We start from the raw sequence: 12,970 nt of genomic DNA, 5'->3' as shown, positions 1-12,970 counted from the left end.
TGCGTGGTCGGCCCCCATAAGGAGCTGCTGCGCGCAACGGGTCTGTCTTAAAAGGACGGGCAGCATTTCCCTCACCCTCAGGGAAGTCCTCTTCTTAATTCCGATTCAGCAGTGTGGTTTCTTTGATGAAAGTGTTGAAAGGCCAGGACATCCTGGCGCTGGGTTTCATGACGTTCGCGTTGTTCGTGGGTGCTGGCAATATCATCTTTCCTCCCATCGTAGGCCTGCAGGCCGGTCCACACGTGTGGATGGCGGCGCTGGGCTTTCTGGTGACTGCGGTCGGTCTTCCAGTCGTGACGGTCATCGCGCTGGCCAAGGTCGGCGGTGCAATGGACGCGTTGAGCAGTCCCATCGGCAAGATCGCCGGGACGCTGCTGGCGGCGGTCTGCTACCTTTCCGTCGGCCCGCTGTTCGCCACGCCGCGCACGGCCACGGTGTCCTTCGAAGTCGGGTTGGTGCCACTGACCGGCGAAAGCCCACTGGCGCTGTTTCTCTACAGCCTGGTTTATTTCCTTCTGGTGTTCTGGATCTCGCTGTATCCGGGCCGCCTGCTCAATACCGTCGGACGTTTCCTTGCCCCGTTGAAGATCATCGCACTGGCCGTGCTGGGCATCGCGGCGTTTGCGCTGCCTGCCGGTGATGTCGGAAGCGCGCAACCGGCTTACGTTGCGGCGCCGTTCTCGCAAGGGTTCATCAATGGCTATCTGACCATGGATACCCTGGGTGCGCTGGTGTTCGGCATCGTCATCGTCAATGCCATTCGTTCGCGCGGCGTTGAGTCGCCACGCCTGATCACGCGCTACGCCATCATCGCCGGCCTGATTGCCGGCGTCGGCCTGGCGCTGGTATACGTCAGTCTGTTCCGCCTCGGTTCGGGCAGCCACGCTGTCGCCGCGGACGCAACGAACGGTGCTGCCGTGCTGCACGCGTATGTGCAACACACCTTCGGTACGCTGGGCAGCAGCTTCCTGGCGGTGTTGATTTCCCTGGCGTGTCTGGTGACCGCAGTCGGTCTGACCTGTGCCTGCGCCGAATACTTCAGCCGGTTGTTGCCACTGTCCTACAAGACGCTGGTCATCCTTCTGGCCGTGTTTTCGCTGCTGGTCTCCAACCTCGGTCTGACCAAGCTCATCCAGTTCTCCATCCCGGTACTGACCGCGATTTACCCGCCGTGCATTGCGCTGGTGGCCTTGAGCTTCTGCAAGGATTTCTGGCACGCACAGGGGCGGATCATTGCGCCGGTGATGCTGGTGTCATTCGTGTTCGGTGCTGTGGATGCAGCGAAAGGCGCTGGTCTCGGCGCTTACCTGCCTGACGCTGTGGGCCATTTGCCGTTGAGCGAGCAGGGCCTGGCCTGGCTGATTCCCTCGCTGATCACTCTGTTCATCGCATTCGTGGTGGACCGGCTGCTGGGCAAGCGCAGTGAGTCGCTGGCCTGAAGAGAGGGCGACAGCGCAAGCGCTTGCGCCGTTGAACATTATTCTCCGCATAAAAATAAAGCCCGCTTAGTGCGGGCTTTATTTTCTGAAAACTTTCGAACTTACGGCTTAGTTGGAGCCGGTGTCTGTTCGTTTGCCTCTTTCGCGCGTTCTTGTGCGGCCTCGGCGTTTTTCTGAGCAGCTTCCTGACTTTCTTTGGCTGCATCGTTCACTTTATCTTGAGCCTTCTGCATCGACTCCTGGGACTGCTGAGCAGCCTTGTTTGCATCTTGCTGTTTATCCTCGGATTTTTTATCGCAGGCAGCGAGACCCAAAGTGGCAGAAAGCATGAGGGCAATGGCTAAAGTCTTACGCATGGGGTGTTTCTCCTTATTGAACATCTACGTGCCTTCGAGCACAGCGCTATTAAGTTAGTTCCATTGTTGTCGAGGATTAAAAACCGGCTGTTACCTCGGGTTTACAAAATGCCGGCGCAATGCCGCGCAGTCAGGCTGATTAAACGTTTATGCACGGCAAGCAGGGGAAGACCGCAGGCGTTCATGTTTCCGAACGATGAAGATTCCTCAATCCCGTGATGCCGCTCCCTTGAAATCCCTGACCCAGCCCCCACCTTGATGACAACCCGCCGCCCGGCCTTCAACAGGCGTCTGGCGCGGCCCTCCCTATTTGTGTCGACTGATTGGAGTTTGATGACCATGAGTGTGGAAACTCAAAAGGAAACCCTGGGCTTCCAGACCGAGGTAAAGCAACTGCTGCACCTCATGATCCATTCGCTGTATTCGAACAAGGAGATTTTTCTCCGCGAGCTGATTTCCAACGCCTCCGACGCCGTCGACAAGCTGCGCTTCGAAGCGCTGTCCCGACCTGAGCTGCTGGAAGGCGGCGCCGAGCTGAAGATCCGCGTCAGCTTCGACAAGGACGCCAAGACGGTCACTCTCGAAGACAACGGCATCGGCATGAGCCGTGAAGATGTGATCACCCATTTGGGCACCATTGCCAAATCGGGCACCGCCGACTTCATGAAGAACCTTTCCGGCGATCAGAAGAAGGATTCGCACCTGATCGGTCAGTTCGGTGTCGGTTTCTACTCCGCGTTCATCGTTGCCGATCAGGTCGAAGTCTTTAGCCGTCGTGCGGGCCTGCCTGCCAGCGAAGGCGTGCACTGGTCCTCCAGAGGCGAAGGCGAGTTCGAAGTCGCCACGCAGGAAAAAGCCGACCGCGGCACCCGTATCGTGCTGCACCTGAAAAGCGGAGAAGACGAATTCGCCGATGGTTACCGTCTGCGCAACATCATCAAGAAATACTCCGACCACATCGCCCTGCCGATCGAGCTGCCGAAAGAGCAGATCGCCGTCGAAGGCGAGCCTGCACCGGTGCAGGAATGGGAAACCGTCAACCGCGCCAGTGCCTTGTGGACTCGTCCGCGCACCGAAGTGAAGGATGAGGAATACCAGGAGTTCTACAAACACATCGCCCACGATTTCGAAAATCCGCTGAGCTGGAGCCATAACAAGGTCGAAGGCAAGCTGGAATACAACTCGCTGCTTTACGTTCCGGCCCGCGCGCCGTTCGACCTGTATCAGCGCGAAGCCCCACGCGGCTTGAAACTGTACGTGCAGCGCGTGTTCGTCATGGATCAGGCGGAGTCCTTCCTGCCGCTGTACCTGCGCTTCATCAAGGGTGTGGTCGATTCCAACGACCTGTCACTGAACGTTTCCCGCGAGATTCTGCAGAAAGACCCGATCATCGACTCGATGAAGTCGGCGCTCACCAAGCGTGTGCTGGACATGCTGGAGAAACTGGCGAAAAACCAGCCGGAAGAATACAAAAGCTTCTGGAAGAACTTCGGTCAGGTCATGAAGGAAGGTCCGGCCGAAGATTTCGCTAACAAGGAAAAGATCGCCAGTCTGCTGCGTTTCGCGTCGACCTCCGACGAGAGCGGCGAGCAGAGCGTGGCCCTGTCCGAGTACCTGGCGCGCGCCAAAGAGGGTCAGGACAAGATCTATTACCTCACCGGCGAGAGCTACGCGCAGGTCAAAAACAGTCCACACCTGGAAGTCTTCCGCAAGAAAGGCATCGAAGTGCTGCTGCTGACCGACCGTATCGACGAGTGGCTGATGAGCTACCTCAGCGACTTCGACGGCAAGGGTTTTGTCGACGTGGCACGGGGTGACCTGGATCTGGGCAAACTGGACTCTGAAGAGGACAAGAAAGCCCAGGAAGAAGTCGCCAAGGACAAAGAAGGCCTGATCGAGCGCCTGAAAACTGCGCTGGGTGAGGCTGTCAGCGAAGTTCGCGTGTCCCATCGCCTGACCGATTCGCCTGCGATTCTGGCCATCGGCGAGCAGGATCTGGGCTTGCAGATGCGTCAGATTCTGGAAGCCAGCGGTCAGAAGGTTCCGGATTCGAAGCCGATCTTCGAGTTCAACCCGACGCATCCGCTGATCGGCAAGCTGGACAACGAGCAGAACGAAGAGCGCTTCGGCGACCTGTCACACATCCTGTTCGATCAGGCCGCGCTGGCCGCGGGCGACAGCTTGAAGGATCCGGCCGCTTACGTGCGCCGTCTGAACAAGTTGTTGGTGGAGCTCTCGGTTTAACATTCGAGTGCTGACAAAACCCGCTTCGGCGGGTTTTGTCATTTGATGATCTTTCATTCTCAACAGCAGGAGTCTGCAATGAGCAACGTGACTGTGCAGTCCGTGGTGTATCAGATCGATGGCAAATCCTTTGAGAGCCGTCTGGTATTCAGCGAAGGTGCCGAGGCCGCTCCGGGTCTGGTCATGGCGCCAAACTGGATGGGCATCAGCGAGGACGCCGAGGACATCGCCCGGGAAGTGGCCGGCAAAGGTTTTGTGGTGCTGCTGGCCGATTTGTACGGCCAGGGCGTTCGCCCGAAAAACGGCGACGAAGCCGCGGCTGCAATGATGCCGTTGAAAAACGACCGTGCCCTGCTGAACACGCGCATGCAGGCTGCTCTGGATCAACTGACCGGGCAAAACATTGCGGCGGTGGACTCGACGCGTCTGGCAACGTTCGGGTTCTGCTTCGGCGGCTGCTGTTCGCTGGAACTGGCCCGTACCGGTGCGCCGCTGAAGGCGGCCATCTCGTTCCACGGCACGCTGGACACCACTCATCCGGACGGCGGCAAGCACATCCAGGGCAAAGTGCTGGTGCTGCACGGTGCTTCCGATCCACTGGTGCCGAAGGAGCAATTGCCTGCGTTCGAAGCGGAAATGAACGCCGCCAGCGTCGACTGGCAACTGCTGAGTTACGGCGGCGCCTTCCACTCGTTCACTGACAAACACGCCAATAATCCTGGCGTGCAGATGTATAACCCGACCGTGTCAAACCGCGCGTTCACTGCCATGCATAACCTGCTGGATGAAGTCTTCGCGGGCTGATACGCCTTCGAAATGAGCGTGCTCGGGATGGCGTGGCGTGATGCTCCGAGGGGATGAATGCACGCACGCCGTCGCGAACAGGCTCGGTTCCGGCCGAGTTCAGCGTTTGCCTGAAGGTAGTTCGATTCGCTCGACTTCCCCTGGAACGGTCGGCCAGTCTCCGGCGGCCCATCTGGCGCGTGCCTGATCGATCAAGGCCGGATCGCTGGCCACGAAATTCCAGTTCATCCTGCGCGGCCCATCCAGCGGCGCACCGCCAATCAGCACGGCATGGGCTTCGCTTTCAGCGCTCAATGTCGGCTCCTCGCCCGCGTCCAGCACGATGAGGCTGCGGGGTTCGACAGGCTCACCGTCCAGCAGCATGTCACCTCCGATCACATAGAGCGCACGTTGCTCATGCTCGGCCGGAATCAGCAGCGTCGTGGCGGTCTGCATCCTGAGTTCGGCATACAGCGTGGGCGACAGCACCGGCACCGGTGACTGGAGGCAAAACCCTGTCCCGGCGATCATGCGAATGCTGATGCCCATCGAATCGCTCACCGGCAGCGTCGCAGCAGGGTGATGGCTGTAGTGGCCCGGGCCTTGTTCATGCTCCTTGGGCGAGGCCAGCCAGATTTGCAGGCCATGCAAGCGCGAGCCGGCGTCGTGAAGCGCTTCAGGCGTGCGTTCGATGTGCGCGATCGCGCTCCCTGACGTCATCCAGCTGACCTCGCCTGGCAACACGTGCTGATCGCTGCCCAGGCTGTCCTTGTGTCGGATCTCGCCCTCGAAAAGGTAGGTCAGGGTGGACAGGCCGATATGTGGATGCTGGCGAATGTCCATTCCGCGGCCCGGCGGGTAAGAGGTTTCCAGCATGTGATCGAAAAACACGAAGGGGCCGACGCTGCGGCACTGAGCGGAGGGCAGGGGACGCAGAATAGGCTGGCCTTCAACGTCTTCCGCTCGCGGTTTGATGGTGAACATGTCAGGGCTCTCAGTGGGCTTGATGACAGGATAAGCGAGTTACCCATCGCCGTCTGGATCGTCTGTGCTCTCGAATCGATTCGCTCGGATAGACGCCGTTAGGAAATGCCGAACGGTCCTACAGAATGTACGCCTCCACGCCGATATCTGTAGCAACAACCAGCTGCACCTCAACAGGGCAGGATTTTTAGGAGGGACCCATTGTGACCGTAAGAAACATGAATATCGCGCCCCGTGCCGCTCTTGGCTTTGGGGTGCTCGCGCTGCTGGTGTTCGGGCTGGGCGCTTTTGCGTTGATGCAGATGTCCAGCATGCGCAAGCAATCGGATCTGGTGGAAGGCAAATGGCTCCCGAGCGTCATAGAGTTGGGCTCTGTAGGCCAGGACATCATGAGGATCAGGACGCTGACCCTTCGACTGATGCTCAACCGAAGCCCCGAGGCATTGCGCGTGAACATCGCCAAACTGGAAAGCCTGAAGTCCGGCTTGCAGGCTGCCGAGACCCGCTACCTCCAGTTGATCGGCTCAGCGAAAGAACGCGAGTTGTATAACGATTTCCTTGCTTCGCAACAGGCCTACCTGCAGCGGCAGAACCAGGTGATGGAGCTTTCCGCTCAGAATCAGCTGGACGCGGCGCTTCAGGTGGTCAACGGCGAAATGAATCAATACGCCGACAAAATGACTGTGGCGCTCAACGAGTTGACCGCCCTGAACAAGCAGGGTGCCGGTCAGGCCAGCGAAATGGCTTTGGCCGTATTTGGCAGCGCCACCAATTGGGTCGTCGGCATGATGCTGTTCACGGCGCTGATTACCCTGATGCTGGCCTGGGGCCTGACGCGCAGTATTGTCATGCCGCTGGCTCAGGCGCTGGGTATCGCTCAGGTCGTGGCGGCAGGTGATCTGACGGCCAACATCGTGATCCACGGCCGCGACGAACCGGCACGCCTGCTGGAGGCTTTGAAAACCATGCAGCAAAACCTGCGGCGCACGATTCTGCGCATCTCCGATTCGTCGAACCAACTGGCGTCGGCTTCGGAGGAGCTGAGCACCGTCACCGAAGATTCCACGCGGGGCCTGCATCAGCAAAGCCTGGAAATCGATCAGGCCGCCACCGCGGTCAATCAGATGACGGCCGCGGTGGAGGAGGTCGCGCGTAATGCGGTGGCGACGTCGCAGGCGTCCGGCGAGTCAGACCGGATTGCCCAGCGTGGCCGCGAGCAGGTGCAGCAGACGGTCGCGTCGATCGGGCATCTGGCGCACGACGTCACGCAGGCAGGCGATCAGGTAGGGATTCTGGCGCAGAAGGTGTATGGCATCAGCAAAGTGCTGGATGTCATCCGTTCGGTCGCCGAGCAGACTAACCTGCTGGCGCTCAACGCTGCGATCGAGGCCGCAAGGGCAGGCGAAGCGGGGCGCGGTTTTGCGGTCGTCGCTGATGAAGTTCGCGCGCTGGCCCATCGCACGCAGTCCTCGACTCAGGAAATCGAGCAGTTGGTGGTCGACATTCGGCAGGGCACCGATCAGGCGGTCAACGCCATGCAGGGCAGCAACAGCCGCGCACAATCGACGCTGGAGCTGGCGCAATCGGCGGGGGTCGCGTTGAACGACATTGCCGCCGCCATCACGTTGATCACCGAGCGAAACGTGGTCATCGCCAGTGCTTCGGAAGAGCAGGCGCAGGTGGCCCGTGAAGTAGATCGCAACCTGACCAATATCCGCGACATCGCACTGCAGAGCTCGGCAGGCGCCAATCAGACCAGCGCCGCCAGCCATGACCTGTCGCGGCTGGCGACGGATTTGAACGGGATGGTGGCGGCCTTTACAGTGTAAGGCCGACCGCGAATAAAAAAGGCGCCCCGGAGGGCGCCTTTTTATTGAGCTCAGACAGGCAGATTACTTGCCGGTCCAGCGCTTCATGACCAGCGTGGCGTTGGTGCCGCCGAAGCCGAAGCTGTTGCTCATCACCAGATTGATGTCGGCGTTCTCGCGAGTCTTGGTCAGAATCGGCAGATCGGCCACTTCCGGGTCCAACTCGTCGATGTTGGCGGAGCCCGCCATGAAGTTGCCTTCCATCATCAGCATGCAGTAGATCGCTTCGTGAACGCCGGCAGCGCCCAGGGAGTGACCCGAAAGGCTCTTGGTGGAGCTGATGGCCGGCGCGTTGTCGCCGAACACTTCACGCACGCCTTTCATTTCAGCGACGTCACCGACCGGCGTCGAAGTGCCGTGGGTGTTCAGGTAGTCGATCTTGCCGTCGACAGTCGACATCGCCTGCTGCATGCAGCGGATGGCGCCTTCGCCGCTCGGTGCGACCATGTCGTAGCCATCGGAAGTCGCGCCGTAGCCGACCAGTTCCGCGTAGATCTTCGCGCCGCGTGCCAGAGCGTGTTCCAGCTCCTCGACCACGACCATGCCGCCGCCGCCGGCAATGACAAAACCGTCACGGTCGGCATCGTAAGCGCGCGAAGCCTGCTCAGGCGTTTCGTTACGTTTGCTGGACAGCGCGCCCATGGCGTCGAACAGGAACGACTGGCTCCAGTGTTCTTCTTCACCGCCGCCTGCGAACACCACGTCCTGCTTGCCCATCTGGATCTGTTCCATGGCGGTGCCGATGCAATGAGCACTGGTCGCGCACGCCGAAGCGATGGAGTAGTTCAGGCCTTTGATCTTGAATGGCGTCGCGAGGCAGGCCGAAACGGTGCTGCTCATGGTGCGGGTCACGCGGTACGGACCGACGCGCTTGACGCCTTTCTCGCGCAGGATGTCCAGCGCTTCCATCTGGTTCAGGGTCGACGCGCCGCCGGAGCCGGCGATCAGGCCGGTACGCGGGTTCGAAACCTGTTCTTCGGTCAGGCCGGAGTCAGCGATGGCGTCCTTCATGGCCAGATAGGCATACGCCGCAGCGTGGCCGACGAAGCGATAGATCTTGCGATCGATCAGCTCTTCGAGGTTGAGGTCGATGGAGCCCGAGACCTGGCTGCGCAGACCCATTTCGGCATATTCCGGATTGAAACGGATGCCAGGGCGGCTTGCACGCAGGTTGGCGGAGACGGTGTCTTTGTCATTGCCCAAGCAGGAAACAATGCCCAGACCAGTGATAACGACGCGGCGCATGCGAATACCCTTAGAAATTGTCAGTGGAGGTGAATACGCCGACACGAAGGCCTTCGGCGGTATAGATTTCGCGGCCGTCCACGCTGACCGAACCATCGGCGATGGCCATGTTCAGCTTGCCTTTGAGGACGCGCTTGATGTGAATGTTGTAAGTGACCTTCCCGGCGGTCGGCAGGACCTGGCCGAAGAACTTCACTTCGCCCGAACCCAGCGCACGGCCGCGACCTGGCAGGCCTTGCCAGCCCAGGAAGAAACCGACCAACTGCCACATGGCGTCGAGGCCCAGGCAACCTGGCATTACCGGGTCACCTTCGAAGTGACAGGCGAAGAACCACAGGTCAGGAGTGATATCCAGTTCGGCGACCAATTCACCTTTGCCGAACTTGCCGCCTTCTTCACTGATATGGGTGATGCGATCAACCATCAGCATGTTGGGGGCGGGCAGTTGCGCGTTACCTGGGCCGAACAGCTCACCGCGACTGCAGCGCAGCAGGTCTTCCCGGGTAAAGGCGTTTTGTTTGGTCATGCGAGCTCCTCGATAATCCTGTGCGGCAGGGTGTGGCGTACTAACCCGATCTGGCCAGCGTTCGTCCCTGACTGAGGAGAACGGTAGTTCTCACACAAGGGGTCTGCTGGCAGCCTACTCATAGACTATTGCGTTGTAGTGAAAGTCACAGCACGGGCGAAATGAATGTACACCTGTGCACTGAAATTTTCTGTCCGCGCGTCGGCGCGGGTCGATCCAGCGCACAAGACTGCCGCAATTTATCATTTATCGCCAGTCACAGATGCCTTAAAGGTCAGCCAGCGCTGCAAAACCTGCTGTAAATCAGTACGTTTGAACGGTTTGGCCAGGTAATCGTTCATTCCGGCCTGAATACAGATCTCGCGATCGCCGTGCCGTGCGTTGGCCGTCAGGGCAATGATCGGCAGTGTATCGAGCCCTGGCAGCGCGCGAATTCGTCGCGTCGCCTCGTAACCGTCCATCACCGGGAGCCGGCAGTCCATCAGGATCAGGGCGAATTGTTCCTTGCTGGCCATGCTCACTGCTTCAGCACCGTCTGCAGCAATGCTTACTTGCAGGCCCAGACTGCGAAGCATGGCCTCGACCACGGTGCGGTTGACCGGGTTGTCCTCGACCAGCAGCACGCAGCCTTCGCGCTCATGCGGCATTTCGCCCGTGGCGCCGGACTGAGGCGCCGGCTCATCCTGCTGCACCCGTTGCAGCGGAATTTCGAGATTGAACACCGAGCCCAGACCTTCGCTGCTCTGCGCGTGCAGCGAGCCGCCCATGCGTTCGGCAAGGTTGCGCGCGATCGGCAGGCCCAGTCCGGTGCCGCCGTAGCGCCGGGAAATGGAATTGTCGGCCTGTTGAAACGCATCGAACATCGACTCCAGCAAATCCGGGGAAATGCCAATGCCGCTGTCGCGCACTGCGCAGATGAACAGGATGTGCTGGGGATCGGTCTGCTGCCACGCGGTCTCGACGCGCACGCTGCCGAACTCGGTGAACTTCAGAGCGTTGCCGATCAGGTTGACGAGGATCTGCCGGATGCGCGTCGGATCGCCCTTGACCCTTAGCGAATCAAGCCCCGGCGGTAGATCCAGCTCGAGCGCCAGGCCCCGCTGTTGCGCGTCATGAGCAAACGCCTGTACGGATGTGGCGATGAGGTCCGCCAGATTGAACGCAATGTTCTCGAGCTCAAGCGCATCGCGCTCGAAACGCGAGAAGTCGAGAATGTCGTTGATGACCCGCAGCAGATGCTCGGTGGATTCCATGGCGAGGGCGGAATATTCAGCCTGCTCCTCGGTCATTTTCGTGGTTTCCATCAACTGCAGCATTCCCAATACGCCGTTCATCGGGGTGCGCAACTCATGGCTCATCATCGCCAGAAATTCCGATTTCGCGCGGTTGGCGCGCTCGGCTTCTTCTCGGGTCCGGATCAGTTCATCCATCGCCTGTTTCTGCTCGCGGCTGGCTTTTTCCAGGCCCAGCGCCAGGTTGTTGATGTGCCGGGCCAGATCGCCGAGCTCGGCGTCGTCCGCCACGGGCAGAGGCGCGGTGTAATCGCCATGCTGGATGGCCTTCACCGCATCGCTCATTGCGCTGATCGGCTGTGACAGGCTCAAGGACAGGCGCCGCGCGAGGATATAAGTAAACAGCAGGGCGAACAGCGCCAGGATGCCGGCCTTGAGCAGGATTTCCTGCTCGCGCAGATTGAACGCATCACTGGACATGCCCACCAGCACACGACCCAGATAATCCTCCACCGGGACGCTGGCGTTGTCGTCCAGCTCATCGGCATGGTCGTTCTGCGCCTTCACCCGTTGCAGGCGGATAGGCGCCTGGAACACTTCCATCTGCCGGGTGTGGTTGTTGTCTGCGGTCTGCTCGACATGGACCAGAACCTGTCCGGCGCTGTTCTGAACCTCGAGAAAGCGCACGTGAGGTGTGTTCATGGTGGCTTTCATCAGGCTTTCGAGCACGTCGTCGTTGCCGACGATCACGCCGTATTCCGAGGCGGGCGCCAGCTGGTTGGCGATCAGCTGGCCGGTGTGATTGAGCTCCTGACGCAGGTCCTGAATACGCACCACGGTGAAGAAACTGATCAGCAACAGCGTCAACAGCAAGGCCGGCCCCAGGCTGAGGATCTGAGTTCGTGTGCTGATGTTCCAGCCGCGTTGTACCGTCATCACTGAGTTCCGGCTCTGGGTGGGGACTTCATTCGCCATTTTTCAGAAGACGCGGGGCTGGCCGGTGCGCGGGAAGGAAGAACGTTGCGTCATGTGATGGATCTCTTCGGGAGCGCACTAACGATAGCTCATCGGCGTTACGCCGGAATTTTTCGTGTCGGGCGCGCATCTTAACCGAGCCGTGGGTAATTTCCTCGTGAAGAGTAGGGATCGGCTATATGTTCTTCGACACGTGTTTTGCCGCTGGTGGCAGGCATTGCGCTCCGTATAATGCTGCCACCGCCAGATGTGATGGCTCTGAATGGATTGTTTTATGACCCAACAGCAACCAATAGCGGTTCTGGGCGGCGGCAGCTTCGGGACGGCCGTGGCCAATCTGTTGGCCGGTAATGGCCATCGGGTGCTGCAGTGGATGCGTGACCGGGAGCAGGCCGAGGCGATCCGCGTCAATCGCGAGAACCCGCGCTACCTCAAGGGCATCAAGGTGCTCGATGGCGTGGAGCCTGTGACGGATCTGGCAGCGGCGTTGCGCGACAGCCAGCTGATTTTCGTCGCGCTGCCTTCGAGCGCGCTGCGCAGCGTCCTCACCCCTCATGTCGAGTTGCTGGCCGAAAAAATGCTCGTCAGCCTGACCAAAGGCATTGAGGCGCAGACTTTCAAGCTGATGAGTGAAATCCTCGAAGACATCGCACCCAACGCGCGCATCGGCGTGCTGTCCGGGCCCAATCTGGCCCGTGAGATTGCCGAGCACGCGCTGACCGCCACCGTGGTCGCCAGTGAAGACGACGATCTCTGTCAACAGGTCCAGGCCGCGCTGCATGGGCGCACCTTCCGTGTGTACGCCAGCGCCGACCGCTTCGGCGTCGAACTGGGCGGTGCCCTGAAGAACGTCTATGCCATCGTCGCCGGCATGGCCGTTGCACTGGGCATGGGCGAGAACACCAAGAGCATGCTGATCACTCGCGCGCTCGCCGAAATGACCCGTTTTGCGGTCAGTCAGGGCGCCAATCCGATGACCTTTCTCGGGCTGGCGGGTGTGGGCGATCTGATCGTCACCTGCTCATCGCCCAAAAGCCGCAATTACCAGGTCGGTTTCGCCCTCGGGCAGGGGCTGAGCCTGGATGAAGCGGTGACGCGTCTGGGCGAAGTGGCCGAGGGGGTCAACACGCTCAAGGTCCTCAAGGCCAAAGCGCAGGAACTGCAGGTTTACATGCCACTGGTCGCCGGATTGCACGCCATCCTCTTCGAGGGGCGCACGCTGGAGCAGGTCATCGAACTGCTGATGCGGGCCGAGCCCAAGACCGATGTGGATTTCATTTCAACCAGTGGTTTCAACTGACCGAAATTTTCAGGTGGA

The 12,970-nt window shown here is 60.0% G+C and carries 10 protein-coding genes and 1 pseudogene; 6 read left to right on the top strand and 5 right to left on the bottom strand.

Annotated elements, in window-relative coordinates; all coding sequences use genetic code 11:
• The first annotated feature begins 125 nt into the window (after window positions 1-125).
• A complete protein-coding gene (gene brnQ, locus BMZ10_RS06725; protein WP_093459217.1) occupies window positions 126-1,439 on the top strand; it encodes a branched-chain amino acid transport system II carrier protein in 1,314 nt (437 codons plus the stop codon).
• A gap of 101 nt (window positions 1,440-1,540) precedes the next feature.
• Here the strand turns inward: brnQ and BMZ10_RS06720 are convergent, their stop codons facing one another.
• Window positions 1,541-1,795 carry a hypothetical protein gene (locus BMZ10_RS06720; RefSeq protein WP_093459216.1) on the bottom strand — a complete coding sequence of 85 codons (255 nt, stop codon included), beginning with the start codon at window positions 1,793-1,795 and terminating at the stop codon, window positions 1,541-1,543.
• 339 nt (window positions 1,796-2,134) lie between these two features.
• On the opposite strand from BMZ10_RS06720, the gene htpG reads away from it, so the two are divergent.
• Together htpG and BMZ10_RS06705 are read left to right on the top strand one after the other, a co-directional pair.
• Window positions 2,135-4,039: a molecular chaperone HtpG gene (gene htpG / locus BMZ10_RS06710; protein ID WP_093459214.1), complete on the top strand. Its 1,905-nt coding sequence runs from the start codon at window positions 2,135-2,137 to the stop codon at window positions 4,037-4,039.
• Window positions 4,040-4,117: 78 nt separating this feature from the next.
• Window positions 4,118-4,843 (top strand): dienelactone hydrolase family protein, encoded by a 726-nt coding sequence (locus BMZ10_RS06705; protein ID WP_093459213.1) that lies wholly within the window; start codon window positions 4,118-4,120, stop codon window positions 4,841-4,843.
• Between the two features lie 99 nt (window positions 4,844-4,942).
• On the opposite strand, the gene BMZ10_RS06700 is transcribed toward BMZ10_RS06705, so the two are convergent.
• Window positions 4,943-5,806 carry a pirin family protein gene (locus BMZ10_RS06700; protein WP_093459212.1) on the bottom strand — a complete coding sequence of 288 codons (864 nt, stop codon included), beginning with the start codon at window positions 5,804-5,806 and terminating at the stop codon, window positions 4,943-4,945.
• A gap of 218 nt (window positions 5,807-6,024) precedes the next feature.
• Between BMZ10_RS06700 and BMZ10_RS28240 the strand changes: the two are divergent.
• Together BMZ10_RS28240 and BMZ10_RS28235 are read left to right on the top strand one after the other, a co-directional pair.
• A pseudogene (locus tag BMZ10_RS28240) lies at window positions 6,025-6,780 on the top strand (MCP four helix bundle domain-containing protein); the annotation flags it as partial.
• Entirely contained in the window at window positions 6,772-7,635 is an 864-nt protein-coding gene (locus BMZ10_RS28235) for a methyl-accepting chemotaxis protein (RefSeq protein WP_371265950.1), read from the top strand. The pseudogene BMZ10_RS28240 and the gene BMZ10_RS28235, both read left to right, overlap by 9 nt.
• A gap of 63 nt (window positions 7,636-7,698) precedes the next feature.
• Here the strand turns inward: BMZ10_RS28235 and fabB are convergent, their stop codons facing one another.
• From fabB to BMZ10_RS06680, 3 genes are all read right to left on the bottom strand, one after another.
• A complete protein-coding gene (gene fabB, locus BMZ10_RS06690; protein ID WP_093459210.1) occupies window positions 7,699-8,919 on the bottom strand; it encodes a beta-ketoacyl-ACP synthase I in 1,221 nt (406 codons plus the stop codon).
• A 10-nt stretch (window positions 8,920-8,929) separates the two neighbouring features.
• Entirely contained in the window at window positions 8,930-9,445 is a 516-nt protein-coding gene (fabA, locus tag BMZ10_RS06685; RefSeq protein ID WP_093459209.1) for a 3-hydroxyacyl-[acyl-carrier-protein] dehydratase FabA, read from the bottom strand.
• A 242-nt stretch (window positions 9,446-9,687) separates the two neighbouring features.
• Complete coding sequence (locus tag BMZ10_RS06680; protein ID WP_093459208.1) at window positions 9,688-11,613, bottom strand: response regulator; 1,926 nt, start codon at window positions 11,611-11,613, stop codon at window positions 9,688-9,690.
• Window positions 11,614-11,926: 313 nt separating this feature from the next.
• Here BMZ10_RS06680 and BMZ10_RS06675 point away from each other — a divergent pair, with 313 nt between their 5' ends.
• Complete coding sequence (locus BMZ10_RS06675) at window positions 11,927-12,952, top strand: NAD(P)H-dependent glycerol-3-phosphate dehydrogenase (RefSeq protein ID WP_093459207.1); 1,026 nt, start codon at window positions 11,927-11,929, stop codon at window positions 12,950-12,952.
• The last annotated feature ends 18 nt before the right edge of the window (window positions 12,953-12,970 follow it).

Source organism: Pseudomonas sp. NFR16, assembly GCF_900108875.1.
In the GTDB taxonomy this organism is placed as follows: Bacteria; Pseudomonadota; Gammaproteobacteria; order Pseudomonadales; family Pseudomonadaceae; genus Aquipseudomonas.
This window is presented reverse-complemented; position numbering and strand designations above follow the sequence as displayed.